Source organism: Achromobacter sp., from assembly GCF_032102605.1.
Taxonomy (GTDB): domain Bacteria; phylum Pseudomonadota; class Gammaproteobacteria; order Burkholderiales; family Burkholderiaceae_B; genus Achromobacter.
This window is the reverse complement of record NZ_DAMDGT010000005.1, coordinates 1-25,390: the sequence shown is the minus strand read 5'-3', so window position 1 is coordinate 25,390 and position 25,390 is coordinate 1. Positions and strand designations below refer to the sequence as shown.

The following is a 25,390-nucleotide window of genomic DNA, read 5'->3' as shown; positions in this document are numbered from 1 at the left end:
CCCGGCTGACTTCGATTTTTCAGGAAAGCCATGCGCCAGAGTCCCACCCGTCCTCGAATCGACAGCTTCTCCCGCGTGCTCGTCGCCGCGGCATTGGCCGCTGCCGCCGCGAACGCCGCGCAGGCGCAATCTCCCGGGTCGGCTACCGGCTCGCGCGTCCAGACGCCCGTGCCCGCCCAGCCGTCGCCCACGCTGACGCCCAAGCGCAGCTTCGACGACGCGCCGGCCCCGGCGGCTGCTGCGCCTGCCGCCGCTGCGCCCGCTGCTGCTCATGCGCCCGCGGCTACCGCTGCGCCGGCCGCCGCTACACCCGCCGCCGCGGCGCCTGCCGCAGCTCCTGCTGCGGTCGCCCCGCCGGCCGCCGCGGCATCGGCCGCCGCTGCGCCGGCCGCCGCCCCGAACGCGCCCGCCGCCGCGCCCACGGTCATCATCCCCACCGAACTGGATACCAAGGCCTGCATCGACAAGCTGCGCAAAGGCGCTGCCGCCAATGGCCTGACCGTGGCGGATTGGGACAAGTACACGGCCAACGCGAAGCTGCTGCCCACGACGGTCGCGTCCGCCAAGGGCCAGCCTGAAGGCCGCGAAAGCTGGTGGGACTACATCGCCAAGACGGTCGACGACGAACGCGTGCAGGACGGCAAGGCCGTGCTGGGCAAGTACGGGTCGCAACTGTCCACCATCAGTCAGCAGTACCAGGTCGATCCCGCCACCCTGGTCGCCATCTTCGGCATCGAGACCAACTACGGGCGCCAGGTAGGCAAGACGGACGTGCTCAACGCCTGGCTGACCCGCGCCTGCACCGAGAACAAGCAGCTCTGGGAAAAGAACGCCTACGCTTCGGTGCGCCTGCTGCGCGACGGCACCGTGCCCGCCGACAAGTTCGTCGGCTCCTGGAGCGGCGCGTTCGGCATGACGCAATTCATCCCGACGTCGTTCTATGAACTGGCCGCCGACGGCGACGGCGATGGCCGCATCGACCTCTACAACTCGCTGCCCGACGCGCTGGCCTCCACGGCCAATCACTTGCGCAAGCGCCGCGCCAAATGGACGCACGGCTTGCCGGCGGTGGTGGAAGTGCGCGTGCCGCAGGAACTGGCCGCCGCCATTCCGCCCGAACCCGACGCGGAGTACGTGGGCTCGCAGGACCGCCGCACGATCGCCCAATGGGCGCAGGCCGGCGTCAAGCAGGGCGACGGGTCCGTGCTGAAGCTGCCGCTGGGCAATGACGAGCAGGCCTATCTGTTCGCACCCACGGGCGCGCGCGGCCCGGTGTTCCTGGCCACGGTGAATTTCGACGCCATCCTGCACTACAACCAGTCGCGTCGCTACGGTCTTGCCGTGTCGCTGCTGCTGAACCGCCTGCAGGGCGGCCCCGCTTTGGTGGCGGCCTGGCCTACGGACGACCCGGGCCTGTCGCGCGCGCAGATCAAGGAACTGCAGAAGCAGCTTTATGGCCGCGGCTACGACATCGGCGAGGCCGACGGCATTCCCGGCGGCAAGACGCGCGATGCGGTCCGCGCCGAACAGGCGCGGCTGAACCTGCCGCAGGACGGCCGCGTGGGCAAGCGCATTCTGGACGCGCTGAAGGCCGATCAGCCGGACGCCATGCGCGCCTATCCGTCGCAGTGAGTCTGTGATCCATCGCCGGGACGGTCGGCTACGCCGAAAATGCCGCCGTCCTGGCTGTCTGATGCGTCGCGGGTGAGGGTTAGGCAGGAGTGTGCCGGCGCGCGGCGGCCGGTATCATGGATCGTTCCGTCCACCACGTCCGACCGCCATGCCGTCCGCCGAGTTTCCTGACGACTTCCTGACCCCGCGCCTGCACGCCCGCCGCATGTCGCAGGCGCACTTGCCGTTCATGATCGAGATGCACGCCAACCCCGACCTGATGCAGTCCATGGGCGGAACGCGTGACGCGGCGGCCAGCCGCCGCTATGTGGCGCAGAACATCGTGCACTGGACCGAGCACGGTTATGGCATGTATGTGCTGGAAGACCGAGAAACCGGCCTGCCCGCCGGACGCGCCGGCCTGAAGGTGTCCAGGGCCGCGGGGCGCGCGGGCGTCGAACTGGCGTATGCACTGCATCCAAACTGTTGGGGCAGGGGGTTTGCGCCGGAAATCTCGCGCGCGCTGGTCGCGCTGGGATTCCGCCTGCTGCCGGTGGACGTGCTGGGCGCGGTGGCGTTGCGTTCCAACACGGCATCGCAACGGGTCATGGAAAAGACCGGCCTGCGCTATGTCGGCATGACGGCCGATACGCCCGAACCAAAAGTCTGCTACGAGATTCGCCGCACCGACTGGCGCAAGCGCGAAGGCCTGTAGGCGTGCGCCGCGCGCGGGCCGTGCCTGCTCGGCGCTAACATGGCGTCATGAGCACGAAGAAAACGACCGGCGCAACGTCCGGCGCCATACCTGACGACGATCCGCCGCCCATTCCGCCCGAGCGCCCCGCGCCGGACGAATGCTGCAACAGCGGCTGCATCCCTTGTGTCTACGACATGTATGACGAAGCCATGGATCGCTATCGCGAGGCCCTGAAGGCCTGGCGCGCCCGTCATGAGCCACCCGCCAAGGCCTGAGCCCAGGAGCGCGGCTCAGCCCGGCAATTTCATGTGAATGATGGGAAAGGGCCGGCCCGAGTCGTCGTAAGCCGAACGGCCCACGTCCTCGAAACCGTAGTGCTTGTAGAAGCCGTGGGCTTGCGGATTCTGTTCGTTCACGTCCACCAGCAGCGTGCCATGCAGCGATCGCGCAAAGTTCAACAGCCGACGGCCCGCGCCCTTGCCGCGCTTGTTGGCATCTATGAACAGCATTTCGACCTTGTTGCCGGTCAGGCCCATGAAGCCGGCCACTTCGCCGGCATCGTCCTCACAGACCCACACCCTGACCGATGGCAGGTAGGTGTTGAGCACCTGCGGGTACATGGCCTGGATTTCCTTTTCGGATAGGAACGTATGGGTGGCGCGCACCGAACGGAGCCAGATGTCCACCAGGGCCAGATCGTCGCCGTGGTTGCGTTCTCGGATGTTCATTTCTTATTGATTCTGTAGATCGGGTGCCGTCGGCGGTCCTGGGCCGCTAGAGTCCTGCGCGATAGAGTTCGGTGGCGGCGAGGACGGTTTCCATTTGCACAGTATGCGCGAAAACGAAGCGGTCTCCGTAGACCGTTTCATCCGGAAACTCCGAGATCAAGGCCATCGGCAATTCTTCGCGGTCGGTCTCGGTGATCTGGACGGGAATGCCGTTCATGACATCGAAACCGGTTTCCAGCGCATGCGCATGAAAGAGATCGAGCTGGCGGGCGTTGAATTCCACGAGGCCGGCGACGTTGCGGGCCAGCCGCGCGGTCACGCCTTCGATCAGGCGCCGGGCGCGTTCGCCCCAGCCCGGGTGGTGGCGCAACACCAGGAAGAAGCCCTTGGGGATCGTCCACAGTTCGAAGTGGCGCGGCAGATAGCCCGACAGCGGCCGCGTCCATTCGTGGGCGGGATAGCCGTGCAGGTTGATGTGCAGCTGCGCGCCGCTGATGGCGTGCGCCTGGTGGCGGCCTTCGCGTTCGAAGAACGGTGCGCGCTCGCGGTAGGCGATGTCGTCGCCCAGCGCGCTGTAGCGCGACGCATGCAGCATGTGGCGCGGGTGTTGCTCGCGCAGCCGGTTGAACAGGGCGTAGCCGTCGGGGTTCTCGGAGGCGATCAGCGCGAAGTGCGCGTCGCCCTGCGCCGCCAGCGCCTGGGCCGCGCGCAGTGCGCCCACGACGCCGGACGTTTCGTTGGCGTGCTGCGCACCGGAAATGAATACTGCGGGGCCGGGGCCGCGCACGTACGTGCCCAAGACCGGACGGCCCTGGCGGGAGATCGCCTGGAAAGTGTCGCCGCCGAAGGCCGCCATGCAACCGGCGATCTGCGCGGCAGACAGCGGCTCGCGCGCCTGCGCCAGCGGGCCGGCGACGGGCGCGGGCGCAACGGGCGCCACGGGTGCGAAAGGTTCCACCGAGATCTGCACCCGCGCCGCGCCATCGTGGCGGCGGATATCGGGAATGATCTGGCCGGGCTGCAGGCCCCGGTCGCCGGACGGGCGGCCGGAATGCTGCTGGAAGTGTTCCAGCAGCGAAAAATAGATGTCTTCGTGCAGCGCCTCGAAGGTGCTGACGATTTCCTCGTCCACGGGCAGCGCGAAATCGATGCCCGGCAGATCGACGCGGATCTCCAGACGGTCGAAGTAGGGCTCGTGCGCGCCCCACGCGTGGTTGCGCACGGTGTCCAGGATGCTGCGGAACAGCAGTTGGTATTCGGTGGCCTGCGCGGCGTCGGTCTGCACGACGCCGTCGGCGTCCCGCACGCGCAGCCAGCCCGTGGGCGACAGTTCCGGGGTGCCGTCAGGCGCGTGCCCCAGTTGGTTCGGCGCAAAGACGCGGGAGTCGATCTTGCGGCCGTCGGCGTAGGTCAGGCTGACGTCATAGTGCAGGTCGGCGGCGCCGGGCTGCATCGTCACGCACACGCCTTCCAGCAGGGCGACGAGCGGATACGCTTCCAGCGTGAAGCGCTTGGCCTGGGCGTTGTCGTGCAGCGGGTAGCGCACCACGACAGAAACCAGTCCGTCGCGTTCGACTTCTTCCAGGAAGTAGTGCAACAGCGGCTTGTAGGCGCTGCGAAAGCGCGCCTTGACGCCGGCCTGTTCCAGCCGGGCCTGTGCGGCGCGGCGGGCTTCCACGCCTTCGAACAGCCAGCCTTCCACGACCGCGCCGCGCCACGCGGGCGCCATGTAGGCGTGCGTCCAGGCGTCCAGCGTGCGGTCGAAAGTTTTATCCAGCAACGACATACTCAGTATTCCTTCCGGCCTGGCGGGCCGGATCGATAATCTTCAGACCTTGCCGGTCGGATCCAGGCGGTCGCGCAGCCAGTCGCCCAGCAGGTTCAGGCCCAGCACCGTCAGCATGATGGCCAGCCCGGGAAACACGCTGACCCACCACGCCGTCTGCATATAGGTGCGGCCGTCGGCAAGCATACCGCCCCAGCTCGGGATCATGGGGTCCACGCCCAGGCCCAGGAACGTCAGGCTGCTTTCCAGGAGGATGTTGTTGGCGACGTTCAGCGTCATCAGGATCACCAGCGGACCCAGCAGGTTCGGGACGATGTGATGGCGGATCATGGCCAGGTCGCGCACGCCGAAGGCGCGGGCGGCCAGCACGAACTCGCGCTCGCGCAGCGCCAGCACCTGCGCCCGCACCAGCCGGGCGTACTGCACCCATTGCGACACGATCATGAAGAAGATGACGTTGAACAGGCCGCCGCCCAGGATGGCGATGAAGGTGATGGCCACCAGGATGAAGGGCAGCGCCAGTTGCACGTCGGCAAAGCGCATCACGATCATGTCCCAGAAGCCGCGGTAGTAGCCGGCGATGAGGCCCATGACGATGCCCAGCAGCGCGCCGCCGATGACGGACACAAAGCCCACCAGCAGCGAGATCTTGCCGCCGACGATGACGCGCGCCAGCACGTCGCGGCCCAGCGGGTCGGTGCCGAAGGGGTGGGCGGCCGACGAGAACGGCGCCATCAGCCGGGCAGCCAGGTCCATGGATTCGCCGCCGTCCGGAAATAGCCAGCCCGAGGCCAGCACCAGCAGGATCATGACGCCGGTTAACAGCGCGCCCAGCACGAATTCCAGCGAGCGATAGCGACTGCGGGGCTTGATTGCCTTCGGGGCCGCGGGGGAAGTGGTTGTCTGCATAATGCTCAGCGCGTGCGGATTCGGGGATCGACGATGCCGTAGGCGATGTCGACGATCAGGTTGACCAGGACGATGACGGTGGCCAGCACGGTGACCGTGCCTTGCAGCACCGGATAGTCGCGGCCGGAAATCGCGTCGAACGCCAGCGTGCCCAACCCGGGCCAGTTGAAGACCATTTCGATCACGACGATGCCGCCGATCAGGCCGCCGAACTGCAGGCCCAGGTAGGTGATCAGCGGAATGGCGCAATTGCGCAGCGCGTGCTTGTACAGCACGACGCGTTCCTTCAGGCCCTTGCTGCGCGCCACCATGATGTACTGCGCCGACAGCGTCTCCAGCATCGTGGTGCGCACCAGCCGGATGTTGGTCGCGCTGAGGATGATGGCCATCGTCAGCGACGGCAACACCAGGCTGGCCGGACCGCTCCAGCCGGATGGCGGCAACAGCGGGAACGTGATCGACAGCAGCAGCACCAGCATCAGCGCCAGCCAGAAGTTGGGAAACGACAGCCCGACCAGCGACAGGATGCGGATGGCCTGGTCCGTGGGCTTGCCGCGCTTGATGGCGGCCTGGATGCCCAGGGGCAGGGAAATCAGAATGGACGCAATCAGCGACGTGAACGCCAGCATCAGCGTGGCCGGCAGGGCGTCGCCGATCAGCTTGGCCACAGACGTGCCGCCCATGAAGCTGCGGCCGAAATCGCCATGCAGCAGTCCCTGCATGTACGACAGATACTGCTCGTGGAACGGCCGGTTCAACCCCAGCGCCTGGCGGATGTTGGCCAGGTCCTGTTCGGTGACGCTGCCCGAACCCTGGCTGAGCATCAGCGCGGGATCGCCGGTCAGGCGCACGGCATAAGAGACAAGCAGCGTCACAGCCACGATCACGAAGATCGCCTGCAACACGCGTTTGATGAGAAATCCGGTCATAAGGCGCCGAACCGGCTTGCGCCGGCGCGGGTCGGTGGGGTTAATGCTGCAACTGGCATCGTTGACGCTTCAACTGCAATGAATCCAGCGAAATACGACCCCAAAGGGATGCCGTGGATCCGGCTCCGCCGGTCCACTGGCATGCCCCCTGGGGGGAAGCGCGAAGCGCATCGGGGGGGGGCTTCACTCCACGGCGGTTTCGACGAAACGGAAGCGGATGTCGCCCGGCACTTCCAGGTTCTTCACGCGCTTGTTCACGCCCACGATCGTGTTCAGGCTGTACAGCGGCAACTCCAGCGCCTGGTCTGCGACGTACGTGGCGATCTCCTGCAGCATGGCTTCGCGCTTCTTCACGTCATAGACGGTGCGCTGCGCTTCCAGCATGGCGTTGAGCTTGGCGTCGTTGTCGTACGGGTTCCACTTCTGGCCCGAGTGGTACATCAGGTACGCGGTGTTGTCGTAGTCGTACGTCCAGCCGCCCCACTGGTTCTGCCACATCTCGCCGGTCTTGCCGCCGGGGATGATGTCGTTCAGCAGCACGCCGGTTTCGTAGGGCTTGATGGTGGCGCGCACACCTACCGCCTGCAGGTAGCCGGACACGGCCTGGGCCACTTCACGGAAGTTGGAATCGCTGCCGCGCACGTCGATCTGCACCGTGGCGCCCGGCTTCACGCCCGCGGCGGCCAGCAGCTTCTTGGCTTCGGCGGGGTTGAAGGGCAGGGGCTTCTGCTCGGGGTTGTAGCCGAACGACTGCGGACCCTGGAAGCTGGCGATGGTCTTGGCCTGGCCCAGCAGCAGCTGCTTGACGATGGCGTCGCGATCGACCGCCATGATCAGGGCGCGGCGCACGTCGCGGCTTTGCGTGATGCCGTTCTTGGTGTTGTAGCGCAGCGCAAAAGCCACGGGACCGCCGGTGGAGATGACGTCGGCGTTGCCGGACTTCTTCACGGTCTCGATCAGGCCCAATGGGATCAGCGTGGCGATGTCGATGCGGCCGGCCTGCAGCTCGGCGACCTGCGTGCCGGGTTCGCCGATGAAGCGGTACACCACCTTGTCCAGCTTGGGCTTGCCGCCCCAGTAGTCGTCATTGCGAGCCAGCGTGACGTTGACCTTGGGCTGGTAGCTTTCGAACTTGAACGGGCCGGTGCCGACCGGATGGGTGTTGAAGTTGTCTTCACCCTTTTCCTGGATGTACTTGGGCGGCACGATCATGGCGCCGTAGCCGGCCAGCTTGGTCAGCAGGACGGGGTCGGGCTGCTTCAGGATGAAGTCCACGGTGTATTCGTCCACCACCTTGACCTCGCCGATCGAGTCGTAGTTGGACTTTTGCGGGCCCTTGGCGCCTTCCGCGCCCAGCAGGCGCTCGAACGTGAACTTCACGGCCTCGGCATTGAAGGGCTCGCCGTTATGGAACTTGACGCCTTCGCGCAGCTTGAAGCGCAGGCGCTTGTTCTCGTCCAGGTATTCCCAGCTGGTGGCCAGGCCGGGCTGCAGCTTCAGGTCGGCGCCGCGCATGGTGAGGCCGTCGTAAAGGTTGCCGCCCACCGAGCCCCAGAAGGTCACGAAGGTATCGATCGGGTCCCAGCTGCCCGGATCCTGGTTGATGGCCACGTTGAGCGTGCCGGCGGCGTGCGCGGTCGAGAAGACCGCGGGCAGCGCGCCGCCAAGCGCCAAGGTTAGGGCGGTGGCGGTGAAGGTGGTGCGTAGGAATTGCATGTTCGCCTCCAGGGACGGGAAATCGGGTCAGGCCGACGGATGAAAAGGGGTTCAGGCCGCCCGGGCCACCTGGTGGCCGGGCGCGAATTCGAAGAGGGGCACGATGGCGGGCTCATCGCCCACGCGGCGCACCGGGCTGGGGATTTCGCCTTCGATCAGGGACGTGTCGATGTGGCGGCCGGGCTCGGCCACGGGCACCGCGGCCAGCAGCTTGCGCGTGTAGGCGTGCTGCGGCGATTCGAAGATCTGGCGGCGCGTGCCCAGTTCGACGATCTGCCCAAGGTACAGCACCGCAACGCGATGGCTGACCTTTTCCACCACCGCCATGTCGTGCGTGATGAAAAGATAGGACAGGCCGCGGTCTTTCTGCAGATCCATCAGCAGATTCAGGATCTGCGCCTGGATCGACACGTCCAGGGCCGATACGGATTCGTCGGCGATGATCAGCTTGGGATTGCTGGCCAGGGCGCGCGCGATGCACACGCGCTGGCGCTGGCCGCCCGAAAACTCGTGCGGATAGCGCCGCGCGTGTTCCGGCTTCAGGCCCACCTGTTCCAGCAGCTCGCCCACGCGGCGCGCAATGGCGTCCTCGCCGGTCAGCAGACCGTGCGTGCGGATGGGTTCGGCAATGCTGAAGGCCACGGTCTTGCGCGGGTCCAGCGACGCATACGGGTCCTGGAAGATGTACTGGATTTCCTGGCGCAGGCGCTGGCGGCCGGCGCTGTCCATCGAGAAGATGTCCTGGCCGTTGTAGCGCACCGCGCCCGACGTGGGGGCCACCAACTGCTGCAGCGTCTTGCCGATGGTGGACTTGCCGCTGCCGGATTCGCCCACCAGCGCTAGCGTTTCGCCGGGATAGACATCGAAGCTGACTTGTTCCACCGCATGCACGCGGTGCGTGACGCGGCCGAACAGGTTGTGGCCGACGTCAAAACGCGTGGTCAGCTTGTCCACGCGCAGCACGGGGTCGTCGTAGCGCGCCGTGTCCTGCTCGCGGGTTTCGCCCACTTCGCGCAGCATGTCGCCTTCCAGCACGGTCTGCGGCGTGCGCAGCGGCAGATCGCGGCCCGTCAGGCTGCCCAGCCGGGGCACGGCGGCCAGCAGCGCGCGCGTATACGGATGCTTGGGCGCATTGAAGATGTCTTCGACCGTGCCTTGTTCAACCTTCTTGCCGCGCAGCATCACCACCACGTCGTCGGCCATCTCGGCCACCACGCCCATGTCGTGCGTGATGAAGATGACGGCGGTGCCCAGGTCGCGCTGCAGTTCGCGGATCGTGTTCAGAATCTGCGCCTGGATCGTGACGTCCAGCGCCGTGGTGGGCTCGTCCGCGATCAGCAACCGCGGCTGGCACGACAGCGCCATCGCGATCATCACGCGCTGGCGCATCCCGCCCGACAACTGGTGCGGATACCGGTCCAGCAGGTCCGCGGCGTCCGGCAGGCGCACTTTCGCCAGCAGCTTGCGCGCGGCCTGGCGCGCCGCGGAACGCGACAATTGCTGATGCAGCATGATCGCTTCCACGATCTGGTCGCCGATGGTGAACACCGGGTTCAGCGACGTCATCGGCTCCTGGAAGATCATCGCGATGTCGTTGCCCCGGATCGCCCGCATTTGTTCGTCGCTGGCGGCAGTCAGGTCGACTTCCCGGTTGTCGTCATCGCGGAACAGGATCTGCCCGGTTGAGATGCGGCCGCCGCTGTAGTCGGTCAGCCGCATGATCGCCATCGACGTGACCGACTTGCCGGAGCCGGACTCCCCGACGATGGCCAGCGTCCTGCCGGGCCGCACCTCGAAGTCGAGGTTGTCGACGGCGCGGAACACGCCGGTGTCGGTGGAGAAATCGACCGATACGCCCCGCACGGACAGCAGCGGAGCGGAAGAAGAAACAGTAGTGCTAGACAACGTGGATTCTCACAGCGAGGTGGCGGCGCGGGCGGCCTGGTCGTACAGGCCCGAGAGGGCGCGCAGGGTGTTGGCCAGTTGATGGCTGGCGTCGTCCGCGGCGGGGGAGTCGATGAACGGCTTGACCAGGCACTGCTCGCGCACCTCGGCATAGCGCTGGATCGCGGCGGCGCCGGCGTCGGTCGTGGTGTAGATCACTTCCTTGCCGGTCTTGGCGCTTTGCACGACGCCCAGGCGTTCCAGCTTCTTCAGCGAATAGTTCACCAGGTGGGTGTCTTCGACATTCAGGGTGAAGCAGATGTCCGCCAGTTTCTTGCCCCGGCCGCGGTGGAACACGTGGTTGAGCACCAGGATGTCCAGCGACGTCAGTTCGGGCAGCCCCGCACAGGCCATGCACCGCACCATCCAGCGATTGAACGCGTGCGACGCAATGATCAGGCCGAATTCGACCTCGGACAGCTCAGGGGCGGACGAGGCCAGGTGGGAAGAGGAAACGATGGCGTCCCGGACGGATACAGGCATGGATGAGACAGGCAAGGGGACGGAACGGCGACAAAACGTTGGCGAATTATTGATGATTTGTGGTTATGAGGGCATTCGGGATAACCCGGCCTCATTTTCAGAGAGTTCTGATTTCCTCAGGCAGCCAGACGTCCTACAAAGCGGGGGAACGCGGATCGGATGAGGGGCGCCCGGCTAGCCAGAAGCGCCAAATCCGTCGCCGTCCGACGCAGGCAGTCTTCAATCGCCGCCAACGTCGACTACGGGCGTGAAGGCCCAACGTCCGCGCGACAAATCGATAACAACCACGTCTACAGGAGGCGGCGCAGTCGCGGATATCCGTTTGCGTCCAGTCGTATGTGCGGATTTCGGCAGTTGCGGGTGACCGTATTGATAGGGGCGATGGCGGGGGGCGGGCCGTTGTGGGCGCAGTCCGTGCCTGACGCCGTGTTGCGCGCCACGGAAATCCAGCGTCGCCAGGAACAAGAGGTTGACGCCCAGCGCGCCCGGGCGGCCGAACGGCCCGACGTGCTGTCTGCTCTCGCCGTCGCCGAACCACGCGGGCTGGCTTTACCGGATGAATCGCCATGCTTCCTGCTGCGTGAAGTGGTGTGGGATGGCGCCGATCCGCCGGCATCCCTTTCGCAGGCAGCCGCCGCCGTCGTCGGCAAGTGCGTGGGCGGCATTGGATTGCGCGCGTTGCAGGAATATCTGATCGGCATACTGATCGACAACGGCCAGGTCACGGCGCGTGTCGTCGTGCCCGAGCAGTCGCTTGCGGCGGGGACGCTGACGCTGCGCTATCTGCCCGGACGCATCTCGGCCGTGAAGTCCCACGGGGCGATCGGCCGGTGGCGCACCGCGCTGCCCACGGGGCCCGGCGGAGAACTGAACCAGCGCGACCTGGACCAAGCCCTGGAAAACATCCGCCGCCTGGGCAGCCAGTCTGACGCCGCCATTGATATCGCGCCAGGCCCTGAACTGGGCGATTCCGACATCCTCATCAAGCCGGGCACCGGCAAACGTTGGCACGGTTATCTGGGCGGGGACAACGGCGGCATGGACACGGTCGGCAAATACCAGATCAACGCCGGCCTGACGCTGGATTCGCCGCTTTTCCTGTATGACCAATTGTCGGTCTCGTGGAACAGCAACGCGCACTGGCGCGATTCGGAATCCAACACGCGCGCCGCGTCCATCAACTACAGCCTGCCTTTCGGCTACTGGACCTTCTTCACAGGCGCCAGCAAATCCACGTACCGGCAAACCGTCGCCGGTTTCGAAGACCCCATCATCTACGGCGGCACCACTAAGCAGATCCAGGCGGGCGTGTCGGTCGTGCCGTACCGCGGCACGGCCTACAAGGGCAGCCTGTCGGTATCCCTGCTGCGCAAACGCACCGACAGCACCCTGAACGACGTGCCCATCGACGTGCAGCGCCGCGACGTCACCGGCTACGAAATCAGCTACGGGCACCGGCACTACGTCGGGCCAGCCGTTTTGGATGTCGGTGGCGGCGTGCGGGGCACGTTGCCGCAGTTTTCCGACCAGCCCGGCTACGTCTATGGCGACCCGGACTGGAATGGCCGCAGCACCATTCTTTCCGCCAACGCCGGCCTGTACCTGCCCTTCAAGGTGGCGGAACAGTCCTTCGCCTATCAGGCGAATTGGCAGATCCAGCACGCCAAGACGCCGATCGTGCCCACGGACTACTTCACCATCGGCAACCGTTATGCCGTGCGCGGCTTTGACGGGCAGATGACCCTGGCGGCCGAAGACGGCTGGACGCTGCGCAACGACTTGTCGCTGAACCTGGAAGGCCTGACCGGTCTGCCCGGGCAACAGCTTTACACCGGCCTGGACGTCGGGCGCGTGGGCGGGCCGTCCGCCGCCTACCTGTCCGGACGCACGCTGGTCGGCGCCGTCGCGGGCGTGCGCGGCCGCTTCTCGTTGCCCTGCGTCAATGCCAGCTACGACCTCTCCGCCGGCTGGCCGTTGCAAAAACCCGAATCGCTCAAAACCGCATCCACCGTCTTCGCGATGGCTGTGATGTTCGAGTTCTAAATCAGATGTTCCTCATCAGGTGCACATGATGTCCAAGCTTCGTTCGTTGATTGTCTGGTCCATCGTCTTTACGCAGGTCTGGACGCCCGTGCTGGCGCAGACGCTGCCGATTTCGGTCGACAAGAGCGTGTCCGGGTCGAAGCCGGTCGTGGGCGTCAGCAACGGCGTTCCGGTCGTCAACATTGCGCCGCCGTCCGCTGGCGGAGTGTCCAACAACCGCTACACGCAGTTCAACGTGGGCCCGTCGGGCGTGGTGCTGAACAACAGCGGCGGCGCCAGCCAGACGCAGCTTGCGGGCCAGGTGGCCGGCAACGTCATGCTGGGCAACAAGCGCGCCACCACCATCCTGAACCAGGTCACCGCGCCCAACCCGTCGCAGCTGATGGGCACGCTGGAAGTCGCAGGCAATCGGGCCAATGTCATCGTCGCCAACCCGTCGGGCATCACCTGCAATGGCTGCGGGTTTCTCAACGCCGACCGCGCCACCCTGACCACCGGCCGGCCCCAGGTCGGCCCTGATGGCAACATTGCACTGGAAGTCGCCGGCGGCAGGATCCGCGTCGAAGGCGAGGGCCTGAATGGCACCGACGCCAGCCAGGTCGACCTGATCGCCCGGACCCTGGAAATCAACGCCGGCGTCTGGGCCGACCGGCTCAACGTCAGCGCAGGCGCGGCGCGCGTGGACTACGCGACGGGCGCCGTGTCCGCCCTGGCCGGTGAAGGCCCCGCGCCCGAGGTTGCGCTGGACACCGCGGCGCTGGGCGGCATGTACGCCAACAGCATCCGGCTGATCGGCACCGAAGCGGGCGTTGGCGTCAACGTGGGCGGCAATCTGGTGGCGCTGACCGGCGACCTGGAAGTCAGCGCATCGGGCGACGTACGCATCGCGCCCAGCGCCGCCGTCCAGGCGGCGCGCGATCTGCGGCTGGCCTCGGGACGCGACGTGGCGGTGGACGGCGCGGCGCAGGCTGCGGGCGATGTGGCGCTGGTGGCCGGCCGCGACGCCGGCATCACGGGCGTGGTGGGCGCAGGCGGCTCGGTTGATGTGAATGCGGCGGGCGACGTGAAGGTGGCCGCGCAAGGCGCGTTGCAGACGCAAGGTGCGCTGCGTGTCGCGGTGGGGCAGGATTTGTCGCTGGGCGGTTCGCTGTTGATGGGCGGACAGGATGTGCGGATTGAATCCGGGCGCAATGTGCGGATTGGCGGTGATACGTCGCAGGGTGGTACGCCGCCCGGTGGAGGATCCGAGACGGGAGGCGCGGGCAATACCGGTGGGGCTGGCTCGGGTGGTTCGAATGCCGGTGGTTCCAATGCAGGTGCGGACGGCGGTGCGAACGGTGGCGGCGGTGCGGGTGGGGAAGGCGGCGCGTCGAACACCGCCAACGGCGCAGCGCAGGCCGGCTCAAACGCCAACGGGCTGGTCACCGCCAAGGGCGCGATCGAACTGAAGGCAGGCCGCGACACCGTCCTGCCCGGCCAGATCACCGCCGCAGGCGCATTGCACGCGCAGGCCGCCGGCGACCTGACCGCGGGCGCGACCGCGCAATTGCAATCAGGCGGCCCCACCCAGATCCGCGCCGGGGCGGACCTCAGCGTCGGCGGACTCGTTGGCGCACGCGGCGACGTGTCCCTGATGGCAGGGCGCGACGCACGCGTGACGGGCAAGGGATCCTCCACCGGCCGCGTCGCCATGGATGCCACGCGCGACCTGCGCATCGACGCGCCCGCGCAGTGGGACGCCGAAGGCGCGGTCGCCGCGAAGGCAGGCGGCGACCTGGCGCTGGCCGGCACGCTTCGCGCGAACGGCGACACCACGCTCACGGCGGGTGAAAAGTTGGCGGTCGACGGCACGGTCTCGGCCGTGTCCGGCGAACTGAAAATCTCTGGGGGCGGCGACGTCTCCATCGGTTCGGAGGCCCAGGTGGCGGCGGCCGGTAACGTCGGCCTGACCGCCGGCGGCGACCTGCAAAGCACGGGCAAGGTCACCTCCCTGAAAGACCTGTCGCTGCAGGCGGCCCGCAATATGCAGTTCGACGGTGCAGCGCTCGCCACCGGCAATCTGCAGGTGCATGCGGGCGAGACCCTGACGGCGTCCTCCGCATCGCGCATTCAAGCGGACGGCTCGGCCACAATCGCTGCCGACGACGCATCGTTCGCTGGCACGTTGATCGCGGGGCAATCCGCGCAGATCAACACACAAGGCAACCTGCGCGTGGACGGCACCGTGCTGGCCGACGCCGGCACGTTGAAAGCCGTCAGTGGCGGCGACATGACGCTTGGCAAGGACAGCGTTTTGCAGGCCGCGCAGCAACTCACTGGCCAGGCTGGCGGCAAACTGATCGCAAACGGCACCGTTTCCGGTGAAACCGACATCCAGCTCTCCGCTGGAACCGACGCCCAATTGAACGGCAAGACGGTCGCCAACGGTACGCTTCGCGCCGACGCGGGCGGTGACCTGACGGTGGGCCAGGACGGACTGGCGCAAGGCAGCGCGAATCTGCATTTGGGCGCTGGCCAGGACCTGCGCGTCGCCGGCACGGCCGGTACCGCGCAATCCGCAACGGACGCGGCCAGTCTGCTGCAGGCCCAAGCGGGCCGCGATCTCTTCGTGACCGGCCTCCTCACAGCGGGTACACCCACCAGCCTGTCGGCCAAGCGAAATGTCGGCATTGACGGCACGGTCGCGGCGCTTGCGGGCGACCTGACGGCCGACGCGGGCGGACAACTGCGAGTCGGCGCCAACGGCCGTATGCAAGCCGCACAGAACTTGACCGCGACATCCGGTGGCGACCTGGCGTCCGACGGCGCCATTGTCGCGGGCGGCGGCCTGACGCTCGCGGCGATCGGCGATGCCCGCCTGGGCGGTACCGCCGCCGCATTGGGCGAGGCCGGCGCGGGCAACCTGCTGCTCACCGGCCGCGACGTGACCGTCAAGCAAGGCGGCCAGGTGCAGGCCGCAGGCACGTTCACGGTGCAAGCCCAACGCGACCTCGCCGCTGGCGGCGCACTGGCGTCGGTCGGCGACATAATGCTGGCCGCCGCGCGCTACGCGCGCGTGGACGGCACGGCAGCCAGCGATGCGAACCTCACACTCACCGGCCGCAACGTCGCCGTTGGCGCAGCAGGCTTGGCACAAGCCGCCGGCACGCTCACCTCCACCGCGCAAGGCACGTTGCTTGCCGCCGGCAGCATGTTGGCCGGTGTCGCACAGACGCTCACCGCCGGTGATGGCATGACCCTCGACGGCACCGTTGCCGCATTGCAGGGCGACCTCACGCTGAATACGCTGCGCGGCGACCTCGTGATGGGCTCCGCGTCGACCCAACAGGCAGGCGCGGCATTGACCGCCACCGCAGGCGGCGCATTGAAAGCCATGGGTTCCGCAGCAGCTGGCCAAGGCATGACGCTGCGCGCCGGCACCGACGCCACGCTCGGCGGCATCGCCGCGACGCAGGCCGGCAACGTCATCATCGACGCTAACGGCGCGCTCTCAACCACAGCCGACGGCCGCATCCAATCCGCCGCAAACATCGACCTCCATTCCGGCGGTCTGCTGCACAACGCGGGTATCCTGTCAGCGGCAGGCGCTGCCAATCTGGTGTCAGACACCGGTCTGAACAACTCTGGCTCCGTGCTCGCGGGCCGCGACGTCACCGCCACTGCCACGGGCACGCTGACCAACTCCGGCCGTTTCATCGCCGGCGTCGGCGAAGACGGCACGCTCGGCCTGCCGGGCAGCGTCAACCTCACCGCGACTTTCATCACCCATCCGGGCGTCAGCGCGGCAGGCAAGGACATGACGCTGACGGCAGACGGCATGGACCTGTCCAACGGCAACCTGTCGACCATCGGCAAGCTCGCGCTCATGTCGCCGGGAGACATCACCACGCGCGACGCGGTGCTGCACGGCGGCAGTCTCGACATCGACGCCGCCAACTTGCGCAACCAAGGCGGCAAGCTGACGTCCGCGAACGACGTCACGCTGAAACTGGGCGGTGAACTCGACAACACCAACGGCCTGATCGCCGCTGCGGACGACACCCGCATCGCCGCCGCGCGCATCGGCAATGCCGGCGGCACGCTGGCGGGTTCGGACGTGACGCTGGCTGCCACCGGCGCCGTCAACAATCATGGCGGCCTGATCCAGGCCGACGACACCCTGACCCTGAACGCCGCCAGCCTGGACAACCGCGCCACGCTGACCGCGGCCGGATCGCCGCTCAAAGGCGTGCTCGCCAAAACCGCCACCATCGTGGCCGGCGGCATCAACAACCAGGGCGGCGACATCAGCGCCACCCAGGATCTGACCCTCGACACCGGCGAACTGGACAACACCGGCGGCGAAATCGCGGCCGGGCGCTACGCGACGGTCAAGGCGGCGGTGCTGAAGAACGCCCAGGGCAAGGTGTTGGCGGGCGAACGCCTAGCCGTCACGATCCAGGCGGTGCAAGGCCTGGGTCTGCTGCAATCCGCGCAGGATCTCTCGTTCACCTACACCGGTTCGCTCAACCAGACCGGCGACATCGCCGCGGGCCGCGACCTGACGATGGCGGTGGGCGGCAACATGGACAACAGCGCCACCGTCAGCGCCGGCCGCGACTTGTCCATCACGGCCAACTCGCTCAACAACCAAGCCAGCGGCGAACTGCTGGCCGGACGCAACAACACCATCACCGTCGCCAACGGCCTCACCAACTCGGGCCTCATCGATGGCGGCTCGACCAACATCAACGCAGGCCGCGTCGACAACTTCGGCCGCATCTATGGCAACACCATTGCCATCAGCGCGGGAGAACTGGTCAACGGATCAGGCCCCGGCGGCGGGGCGGTCATTGCGTCTCGTGGTGATCTGGATATTGGCGTTGGGTCGCTCGTCAATCGTGAGCATGGGCTGATCTATGCCGGCGCGGATCTGCGCATCGGCAGCGCGCTGGATGCGGCGGGCAAGGCGGTGGGGCAGGCCGCGTCGCTCGTCAATGCTTCGGCCACGATCGAGGCGGCCGAAAATGCGGTGATCGCGGCAGCGTCGCTGCAGAACATCAATACAAACTACACCAGCGAAGTGGTGCCGGTTCAGAAGGTCCCCAAGCTGTATGTGACGCCGGCCGGCACGACCGACATGTACGACATGGACACGCATTGGTTGTGCGACACGGTCACCGCGTTGTGCGGCAAGCAGCCTGCCTGGCTGGATGACAACCCCAACCGCAGGTTCCTGCTGCCTTCCACTAAGTATCCCTACGAACGCTACGGCCCCCCGTTTTACTACTCGCTGGGCGGCAGAGGCCAGGCTGGAGTCAGCACGCCGATTACCCTGCCGTATGTCCCCGCCAACTATGTCTGCGGCGGCGGAGACGCCGGGGAGTGCTATGACATACCGGAAAAATTCGTGTTCGGCCTCGACGCGCCGATTTGGGCGGTTTTCGGGGTGACGCCTCCTGATCCGCTTCCCGATTGGAAGGAACCCAGCGCGCCTTGCCTCAGCGATCATCCCAGGTGTACAGAGGAGGCTGCTCAGCGCCTCGCATATCAGAATGCCTATGAAGCCTATAAAGCGGCATTCCTCGAATTGGATAAGCGGGTCCGCGAGTTCAACGCCGACTTCCGCACGCGCCTGGTCGGCACCTTCACGTACTACGAAGTCGAAGAGACCATCACCGAAACCCGCACCGTCTCCTCCGATCCCGGCAAGATCCTGTCCGGCGGTGCGATGACGCTTGTCGGTACTGTCACGAACGACAAGAGCCAGATTGCGGCTGGGGGCACGCTGTCGGTCAGCGGCCCCGCCATCAACAACATCGGCGCAGGCGGCCAGCGAGTCATCACGCGCGTTGGCACAGCCACCGTCACCCAGGCCCGCGACAGCGACCGCAAGGAATACTCCGAAGCCTACAACCGCACCCTCGCCGCCGAATCCATCGAACTGCCCGTCGGCACGTCCGGCGGCAACGTGTCGGTCTCCCTCAGCGGCGCAGCCCCCGGCGCCAGCGGCGCCACCGCAACAGGCCCGGTCCTCGTCGCCAGCCTGGGCCTGCCCGGCGGCAACGTCGTGCGCACCGTCTCCAACCCGGCCACCATTCCCGACAGCCAACTCTTCGCCGTCAACGGCACACCCGACGCACCCTACGTCGTCGCCACTGACCCGCGCTTCGTCGGCAACCGCCCGACCGTGTCCAGCGACTACCTGCTGGGCCTCTTGCAACAGCCCGGCGCGCCCGTCGGCAACGCCGGCGCATCCGGCGCCATTAACACCGGCCTGGGCAACAGCCCTGGCGGCCTGAACGCCCTGATCCCCGCCGGCGCAAAATTCCTGACGCCATCCGGCCAGCCCCGCCGCCTGGGCGATGGATTCTACGAACAGAAGCTCGTCGCCGACCAGATCCTGGCCACCACCGGCCAGCGCTTCCTGGAAGGCTTCGGCGACAACGACAGCCAGTACAAGCAACTGCTCGCCAACGGCGCCCAGTTCGCCCTGGACAACGGCATCAAGCTGGGCGCCGCGCTGACTGACGCGCAGCAACGCCAGCTTACGACCGACCTCGTCTGGCTCGTCGAACAGACCGTCACGCTGCCGGACGGCACCGCCGAGGCCGTGTTGGTCCCGCAGGTCTACCTGCTGGTGCGCGAGGGCGACCTGAAAGGCGACGGCACCCTAATGGCCGGCCGCGACGTCAAGCTTGCCGCCGACGGCGACATCAACAACAGCGGCACCATCGGCGCGCGCGACGCCACCGTCATGACCGCCGCCAACATCGTCAACCAGGCCGGCGGCCTGATCCAGGGCTCCATTGTCGACCTTGCCGCGCGTGAAGACCTGACCAACCTGGTCTCGCTTATCAAGGGCGACAACGTCGCCCTGTCCGCGGGACGCGACATCGCGCTGATCTCCACGTCCGCCTCCGAGAACAACGGCGCCACCTGGGGCTCATACATCTCCGGCGTATCGCGCGTTGACGCCGGCAACCTCAGCATGGAAGCCGGCCGCGACATCAACCTGACGGCCGCGCAAGTCACCGCCACGGAAGACGCTCGCCTGCAAGCGGGCCGGGACCTAAATCTGGCCACGCTTGAAGAAAGCCACGGCGAATCGCTGGTGCGCAACAAGAAGAACCGTCACGACCTGAGCACCAGCACGGAAATCGGTTCGTCCATCGCCGCGGACGGCAACGTCACGCTGATTGCGGGCCAGGACGTCAACGCCCGCGCCGCCGACGTCACCGCCGGCGAACAACTCGCCGTCGGCGCAGGCCGCGACATCAACCTCACTGCGGGCGTGCAGACCGGCTCGGCCTACGACGAGGTGCATTACAAGACCAGCGGGTTTATGTCGTCGAAGACGACGCACACCAAGACGGCCAGCGATTGGACCCTGGCCAAGGGCTCCAACTTCACCGGCGATACGGTGGCGCTGATGGCCGGGCGCGACTTGACGGTGCAAGGATCAAACGTCATCGGCGACAACGACGTGCTGCTGATGGCCAATCGGGATATCACCATCGCGGCGGCGGCGGAATCGTATAAGGACTATCAGTACGAGAAGGTCACGAAATCGGGATTGGGCGGTGGCGGTGGCTTCAATGTGGGCTACAGCAAGCAGGCGCGGACCGATTGGAGGAAGGGCGAGAGCGGAGGCTATTCCAGCAGTACGGTCGGCAGCGTCGGTGGCAACGTAACTATCGACGCTGGGCGCGATGTCGGCGTGTTTGCGAGCGATGTGCTCGCCCAGGACGGCGATATCTCGATTGCAGGTCGCAACGTGGCAATCGTTGCCGGCGTGGGGGAAGCCCGCCAGCATGAGTATCACGAGTTCAAACAGTCCGGCATCACCATAGGCGTCGCCGGGGGCATGCTAGGTGCTGCTCAACAGATCCACGGGACGCTGAAACAAGCGGGTGATGCCAAAAGCGGCCGCTTAGCCGCCGTCAAGGTGGGGCAGGCCGCCTACCAGGCGGTGCAGGCGGATCGCATGATGGACGCGGCAAAGGGGGCCGAGGCCACTACAGCGCAGAAGGAAGCCGCGAGCACCCAAATTCAGATCAGTCTGAGTTCCAGCAAATCCGTCAGCGAGACCAAGCGTACGCAAGAAACTGCGTTCGGATCGTCCATTATGGCGGGCGGCAACGTCTCCATTGTGGCGCTGGGCGAACAGGGAGTTGCCGGCTCCGGCAACCTGTCGATCGTGGGGAGCGATGTCACTGGCAAGAACGTGCTGCTGGCGGCAACCAATGATCTCTATCTTCTGAGCCAGGCGCAGACCTCCACCGAAACCTCGACCAACAAAAACAGCGGATGGAAGGTTGGTGTCGGAATTGGCGTCTCCGATAGCGGCAGCGGCGGGGGTATCAACATCTTCGCCAGCGGCTACGCGGGCAAAGGCAACGCCAATGGCAACGGCACGACTTACCAGGAGACCCAGGTCAGCGCCCGCGACAACCTGACGCTGATCTCTGGCCGGGATACCGTGATGATGGGAGCGCAGGCGCGCGCCGATAGCATCCGCGCCGACATCGGCCGTAACCTGACTATCGCCAGCCAGCAGGACACGGATCGCTACAACGCCAAGCAAAGCCAGGTCAACGCAGGCGGCAGCTTCAGCTTTGGATCCATGACCGGCAGCGCCTACATCGGCGCCAGCATCGGCAAGACCAAATCCAACTACGACAGCGTCATTGAGCAGTCAGGCCTGTATGCAGGAACCGGCGGCTTCGACATCTACGTTGGCAAGCACACGCAATTGGATGGCGCGGTGATCGCCAGCGACGCGGACGCGGCCAAGAACAAACTGTCTACCGAGACATTTGGTTTTACCGACCTGGAAAACAAAGCGGCCTACAAGTCCACGACCGTTGGCCTGAATCTGGGCATGTCGGGGGCGTTCGACGTTGCCAACAAGGGCGGGGCGAATGGACTCGGCCCTTCGGGATTGAGCTTTGGCCACACCAGCGGCAGCGATTCCGGCACCACTTATGCCGCGATCGCGCCGGGCACGATCGAAGTGCGCTCGGACAAGGACTCTGGCCGCGACAGTACGGCAGGCCTGAGCCGGGATACTGCTGGGGCGAACGGCAGCATCGGGCAAATCTTCGACAAGGACAAGGTCCGCGAGCAACTGGAGTTCCAGCAGGCGTTTGGTCAGTTGGGGATGCAGATTGCGGGGGATGTGCTGAAGGATTTGAAGGGCAAGGACGAGGAACTCTGGGGAGAGGGCAAGCCCGGCGCGATTGCCCTGCACGCCGCTATTGCGGGTATTGGTGCGGCATTGGGGGGAGGAAACGTCGCGGGCGCAATCGCAGGGACCATCGCGGGTGACCTAGCCACTAACTTGGTGCGAGACCAGGTAGAACTCGCGGTCGCGGGCTTATCCGGCGAGGCACGTGATCAAGCCACTAAAGTGATCCTGAACGTCATTGCAAGTGCTGCCGGAGGAGCGGTGGGCGGGCTTAGCGGGGCGGGAGGGGCGTCTGTCGCGGATATGTACAACCGCCAACTGCATCCGGATGAGGGGCTGTGGATACGGAATAACGCACAGCGCTACGCTGATAAGCAAGGGATTTCCATTGAACAAGCGCAAGCCGAACTGACAGCGCAAGCAGAGCGCCAGGCCGATTCGGAAGCTTCCACTCGATATTCGGAAAACCCGAGCGCGCGTGTATTTCTCGCGGAGATGACGGGAACGCAGGGTGCTGGGTTTATCTACTTTGATGGCAACGCAGACGGTTCCTATTTTGACCAGATTTTGTTCGCTGGGGGGATTAAGGAAAACGCTGAATTAGCGGAACTGTATGACTTGGCGTGGAAGAGGGTTCAGGATTCGATTAAGGGCGTCTCGCAGCTGAGCGGATCTAATCTCGCTCTTGCTGACGCCAGCAGGGACATCGCGAACTATATACACCATCCCGAAGAGGTAGTTAAGGTTGCACAAGCGTTGCAGGCGGAAAAAGCAAAGGCGGAAGCAGCACATGACTACATTCTCGTCAGTGTCATTAACGACAAACTGACGAACATCGCGCTCATGCAGAACGGCGGCATGTTCGATCTGCAGGACTTGACCTGGGAGCAGCGCGAGGCCCTTGGGAATGCTCTTCAGATGGGACTGGAGGGAGGCAAGCTATCGCTTGCACAGGTCCGTGCGATGATCGCAAAGGCGAGGGTGGAGGCCGCTTCTGGTGTGCGAGGAGGAGCATCGGCTCAATCTAACGCGTCGCCTGACGATCCTCGCACAGTTAGAAACGGAGAGGTCCTAGCGGATGATGGGGTCACAGTTCTCGTACGCCAGAATCCCGTTACAGGCGAATACGAGGCCACTACCAAAGCACTGGATGCTTCAGGCGCGGGTGCGAAGACTGAAACATATTTCAGAGTCGAAGGGGGAGGGGCGGGATCTGCTACCAGTCAAAATCGTATAACAATTAATGCCGATGGTAGTATCAGTATTAATCCAGGATGTGCAGGGCAGCTCTGCGTAAGTGTGAAATCTCCTGATCACGCTAGCTATTTCTTAACCAATAAACGCCCGGATGGTTCAGTGATAGTGTTTGAAGTAGATGCGGACCTTCATCAACAGATAATGGATAGAGCCATTCCACAACGGCCGATACCCGGTGTTCCGCGAGATCCCGACGCTCCTAAGATTGTGGATCCAAACCAGCCGGGGCTTGCTCTAGAATTACCCAAGGTATGGGAGGAGTTGCTTGAAAAAAAACTCAAGCAATGCTCGTATATACTCGCAGGCTCAGTTCTTGAGGGAGTTTGGAAAATGAAAAATTGGCAGTCATTGGTTGATGATCTTTGGAATGGTGATAAGGCTATTTGCTTTTTCGTGCACTATGGTGCGTATTATTGGGTGGTTGACGATAAATTTAATTTTAGTTTGGATGCTGAGAAAGAGTTTCGGGCGTATTTGGCAAAGGGGCATATAAACCAAGAGCAATATGATTCTGCCTGCGCCTCTTTTCGAGAGGGGCTTGTCAATTTGACAGCTGAAAATTTTTTAATTTATCTAAACTCTAAAGGACGCCAGGTACTGTTTAAGCAGGATCTTTCGGGCCTTTTCAACTATGGAATTGTTCTGACCCATGGGTTGCATGAGAAGGTGGAGAGTTACTATTTATATGGAAGAAAGTTAACCGAAACCGATTTTTCTCTTGCAAGTTCAGCTGCTTCCAGATTGCCTCTGTTTTATGTAAATTTTGATAGAAATATCTACCTTCATATGGATTATGGCCGATGTCATGAGGATTTGGCATACGAAGGCTGGTATGCAAAGTACGAGAACTTCAACCATTTGATTCCGGATGGGGAAAAATACTGGGTGCTGAAGGGTAGTGATTGCTGGAAGTATAGATTTTTATAACCGGATTAAGTGCTGTTGAACAGCCGGGCCAACTGATGTGCTCGCGGGCGGTAATTATCTATGTTTTGTAGTCCTGTTAATTAATAAGTGAGCGGACTTGAAACGCTTCCCTGATTTTCAACTTGGCGAGCTGGTCAGGTTTAACTCGAAAAGAAGGTGGTGCTTAGTTTTCTATCGGTCGTTGGGGCTGGGGTCTTAATTTGGAAAGGGGCTGGGTCCCACTCCAGGGGTGTCCTTGTGGTATTCCGGTCGAAGTTGAGTTTTTGCCCTGTTCAAAGAAATGAAAGAAAAGGACGTGGTGTTGATTTTGAGAGCACATGGCTGGGTGTGTGGGACGGACGAGGCTGGGGACTATTTTTGTGTCGCGGATATTGATCAGGGCGAAGTTCAGATTGTTCCGCATGTGGGAAAGCGAGTCTTATCGGCAGAGCTTCGCACAAGGTGATTGTCTCGGCTTTGCTTTACACATAAATTCGAAAATGCTCGATAAGCAATGTTGGTGGCTGAGAATAATAGTCGGTGACTGCCGGGATGTTTCGCTCCATCTGCCATATTTATCCTTCCTCGCGGGAGGGGTGTTGGAACTGAAGCCGCAGACTCGGCAGTGAATATTAAAAAAAATGATTCGAATAAAGGCTAGGGTGATTGCCGTGCTGATGCTTTTTGCAAAGAGATATGTTTTTCTCCTTGTGGCATTTTTCATGGCATTCTTTGTTTGTGGTTTAATAATTTATTTGGTTGTGGTTCCCGTGTCGATTATGGCTTATACAGAATTACCAACAGGACTATGTATGGGCATACGCCTATCGCAGTCTGGCCTACGACCGGATGGAGCGGCCGGAACTGGCGCGGGTTGACGTCGACACGGTGCGTTCCTTGATCAGGAAGTCCAAACCAGATGACCGAGAGCGAGATAGCGAGCTCCTTCAGAAACCACCATTCGCAGAATTACTGACGAAGTATCCTGAAAATTAGGTGTCTGGAGTGGGGCGCGATTAACTTAAACCGTCAGTCGCTCGCTTCTCCGAACGCGGCTCGTCTCCCGTATCGTGGGTTGCGCGACCCAGGAGAGCGCAGCGAATGAGCTTCGCCTGTCGTCTCTTGCCGAAAATAGATGAGAAGGTGATGGATATATTCGTAAGCACCCCTGTCAAGTAGACATTGGTTGATAGACGATCGGAGCGAAGGTTA

General features: G+C 64.2%; 13 protein-coding genes. 6 read left to right on the top strand and 7 right to left on the bottom strand.

What is annotated here, in order from left to right:
- The first annotated feature begins 30 nt into the window (after nt 1–30).
- The 3 genes from RT614_RS12895 (at nt 31) to RT614_RS12885 (ending at nt 2,583) form a co-directional block, all read left to right on the top strand.
- Nucleotides 31–1,632, top strand: coding sequence for a lytic murein transglycosylase (locus tag RT614_RS12895; RefSeq protein WP_313622496.1), 1,602 nt, complete (start codon nt 31–33; stop codon nt 1,630–1,632).
- A 148-nt stretch (nt 1,633–1,780) separates the two neighbouring features.
- Nucleotides 1,781–2,326, top strand: coding sequence for a GNAT family N-acetyltransferase (locus RT614_RS12890; RefSeq protein WP_313622495.1), 546 nt, complete (start codon nt 1,781–1,783; stop codon nt 2,324–2,326).
- Between the two features lie 47 nt (nt 2,327–2,373).
- A complete protein-coding gene (locus tag RT614_RS12885) occupies nt 2,374–2,583 on the top strand; it encodes an oxidoreductase-like domain-containing protein (protein WP_313622494.1) in 210 nt (69 codons plus the stop codon).
- 15 nt (nt 2,584–2,598) lie between these two features.
- On the opposite strand, the gene RT614_RS12880 is transcribed toward RT614_RS12885, so the two are convergent.
- The 7 genes from RT614_RS12880 to RT614_RS12850 all read right to left on the bottom strand — a co-directional run bounded on the left by RT614_RS12880 (nt 2,599) and on the right by RT614_RS12850 (nt 10,803).
- Complete coding sequence (locus RT614_RS12880) at nt 2,599–3,036, bottom strand: acetyltransferase (protein WP_313622493.1); 438 nt, start codon at nt 3,034–3,036, stop codon at nt 2,599–2,601.
- A gap of 46 nt (nt 3,037–3,082) precedes the next feature.
- Nucleotides 3,083–4,822 carry a peptidase M14 gene (locus RT614_RS12875; RefSeq protein WP_313622492.1) on the bottom strand — a complete coding sequence of 580 codons (1,740 nt, stop codon included), beginning with the start codon at nt 4,820–4,822 and terminating at the stop codon, nt 3,083–3,085.
- A gap of 42 nt (nt 4,823–4,864) precedes the next feature.
- On the bottom strand, nt 4,865–5,731 hold the full coding sequence (locus RT614_RS12870) for an ABC transporter permease (RefSeq protein WP_313622491.1): 867 nt from the start codon (nt 5,729–5,731) through the stop codon (nt 4,865–4,867).
- A 5-nt stretch (nt 5,732–5,736) separates the two neighbouring features.
- Nucleotides 5,737–6,660 (bottom strand): ABC transporter permease, encoded by a 924-nt coding sequence (locus RT614_RS12865; protein ID WP_313622490.1) that lies wholly within the window; start codon nt 6,658–6,660, stop codon nt 5,737–5,739.
- Nucleotides 6,661–6,843: 183 nt separating this feature from the next.
- Entirely contained in the window at nt 6,844–8,376 is a 1,533-nt protein-coding gene (locus RT614_RS12860) for an ABC transporter substrate-binding protein (RefSeq protein WP_313622489.1), read from the bottom strand.
- 51 nt (nt 8,377–8,427) lie between these two features.
- Nucleotides 8,428–10,281, bottom strand: a complete 1,854-nt coding sequence (locus RT614_RS12855; RefSeq protein WP_313622488.1) for a dipeptide ABC transporter ATP-binding protein — start codon at nt 10,279–10,281, stop codon at nt 8,428–8,430.
- 9 nt (nt 10,282–10,290) lie between these two features.
- On the bottom strand, nt 10,291–10,803 hold the full coding sequence (locus RT614_RS12850; RefSeq protein ID WP_054415947.1) for a winged helix DNA-binding protein: 513 nt from the start codon (nt 10,801–10,803) through the stop codon (nt 10,291–10,293).
- 381 nt (nt 10,804–11,184) lie between these two features.
- On the opposite strand from RT614_RS12850, the gene RT614_RS12845 reads away from it, so the two are divergent.
- The 3 genes from RT614_RS12845 to RT614_RS29080 all read left to right on the top strand — a co-directional run bounded on the left by RT614_RS12845 (nt 11,185) and on the right by RT614_RS29080 (nt 24,644).
- Complete coding sequence (locus tag RT614_RS12845) at nt 11,185–12,846, top strand: ShlB/FhaC/HecB family hemolysin secretion/activation protein (RefSeq protein ID WP_409558473.1); 1,662 nt, start codon at nt 11,185–11,187, stop codon at nt 12,844–12,846.
- Nucleotides 12,847–12,871: 25 nt separating this feature from the next.
- Entirely contained in the window at nt 12,872–24,199 is an 11,328-nt protein-coding gene (locus tag RT614_RS12840) for a hemagglutinin repeat-containing protein (protein WP_313622486.1), read from the top strand.
- A gap of 280 nt (nt 24,200–24,479) precedes the next feature.
- Entirely contained in the window at nt 24,480–24,644 is a 165-nt protein-coding gene (locus RT614_RS29080) for a DUF6990 domain-containing protein (RefSeq protein ID WP_409558461.1), read from the top strand.
- The last annotated feature ends 746 nt before the right edge of the window (nt 24,645–25,390 follow it).